Genomic DNA, 1426 nt, shown 5'->3' with positions numbered 1-1426 from the left:
CCGGTACTACAGGAGGGCTTTGGAAGCTTGTCGTTGGTGTCGTTCGTAGTGGATGCGCCGGGCGACGGCTTGGTGGGCTCGGCGCCACAGCGACTGGGCGAAGACGATCGCGTGGGGGATGGTCACGTGCCACAGAGTCTGGTGGAGCAGGCGGCGGATCTCTTCGGCGGTGTAGTCGATCAAGGGTTGAGGATCGGGGGCGGGGTCAGCGGGGGCCAGGCTATGGCGGGTTCGGGATCGGTCGGCGGCTGGGTGTCTTCGCGGGGCCGGGTGAGGCGGGCGGTGCGGGTGGCGCTGACGGACAGGAACGCGAACGCGGCGATGGCCAGGGCGATGTGCCGGTGCCAGGGTTCCCACTTGCGGACCTCGTACTGGTCCAGGCCGCAGTCGGACTTCGCGGTCTCGAAACAGTCCTCCACTCCCCACCGAAGTCCCGCGATCTTCACCAGGGTCGCCAGGGTGGTGCCGGTGCGGGCGTGCACGGCGAAGTAGGCGATATCGGTGGGGTCGCTGATCGAGCGGCGCACCAGCAGCAGGTGGCACCAGCCCCGGCGCACCTCGCCGGCCGGCGAGGGCCAGGAGGCCTCGGCCAGTGCCCAGTCGTAGAACCGCTCGCCCTTGGCGCCCTGGCCGCATGAGCGGCGCTCGAAGACCAGCGGCAGCCGCTGCACCAGCTTGTCCACCCGCATCGGCCCCACAGGTCCGGCCGTGACGGTCTCGTCGCAGGGCACGGTCATCACGTAGCCCTTGCCGTGGCGCTGAAGGCACGCCCGGAGTTTCCGGTCCTGCCCGTAGACGCTGTCGGCGGCCACCCAGGCGAACGGCACCCGCGCGCAGCGTGCCCGCTCGACCATGATGCGCCCCAGCTCGGGCTTGGTGAGGACCTTCCCGGCGCGCTCGCGCGGCACCCCGGCCTCCCCGCAGCGCGCCGCCTGGCCGGCCCACAGTCTGCCCAGGTACAGCGCGAAGTCGATCAGCGCGCGGCCGTACGGGGTGATGTAGGCCAAGAACACGGCGACCTGGCAGTTCTCCGTCTGCCCGGTGATCCCCGCGTACTGCGGGGCGACCCCGACCGACTTGTCACCCTTCTTCAAGAAGGCGGTCTCGTCCAGCACCAGCACCGCTTCCGGGTCTCCGAGGTATTCCACGGTGAACTCCCTTACCCGGTCGCGCAGTTGGCTCCAGCTCCAGGTTGTCTTGCGCAGCAGGTCCTTGACCTTGTCCGGCGCGGTGTGCCCCAGATACGCGGCGATCTGCCAGGTGTTCTTCCGCTCCACCGGGCCCAACAAGGCCTTGATATACGCCCGCGCGGTCAGCCGTGGCTCCACCCGGCACCACAACCCGGCGAGCAGCGCGAAGAAGTCCTCGAACCACCCGTCCCACCGCTCGACATCCCGCTGCACGTCCTCCATGCACGGCTCAACGC

The 1426-nt window shown here is 69.6% G+C and carries 2 protein-coding genes; both read right to left on the bottom strand.

What is annotated here, in order from left to right:
- Positions 1-6: 6 nt before the first annotated feature.
- Positions 7-183 carry a hypothetical protein gene (locus SCWH03_RS28190; protein WP_173267752.1) on the bottom strand — a complete coding sequence of 59 codons (177 nt, stop codon included), beginning with the start codon at positions 181-183 and terminating at the stop codon, positions 7-9.
- The gene (locus tag SCWH03_RS28185; RefSeq protein ID WP_254077098.1) at positions 180-1412 is read right to left on the bottom strand and encodes an IS701 family transposase; all 1233 of its coding nucleotides are present in this window, start codon (positions 1410-1412) and stop codon (positions 180-182) included. The genes SCWH03_RS28190 and SCWH03_RS28185 overlap by 4 nt, the downstream gene beginning before the upstream one ends.
- Between the last annotated feature and the right edge of the window lie 14 nt (positions 1413-1426).

Source organism: Streptomyces pacificus (genome assembly GCF_011766325.1).
GTDB classification, from domain to species: Bacteria; Actinomycetota; Actinomycetes; order Streptomycetales; family Streptomycetaceae; genus Streptomyces; species Streptomyces pacificus.
The sequence above is the reverse complement of the archived record's forward strand: the minus strand, read 5'-3'. Positions and strand labels throughout refer to the sequence as shown.

Excerpts from the sequence above, each read along its gene's own strand:
- SCWH03_RS28185 (WP_254077098.1), bottom strand. The coding sequence starts at position 1,412 with ATGGAGGACGTGCAGCGGGATGTCGAGCGGTGGGACGGGTGGTTCGAG.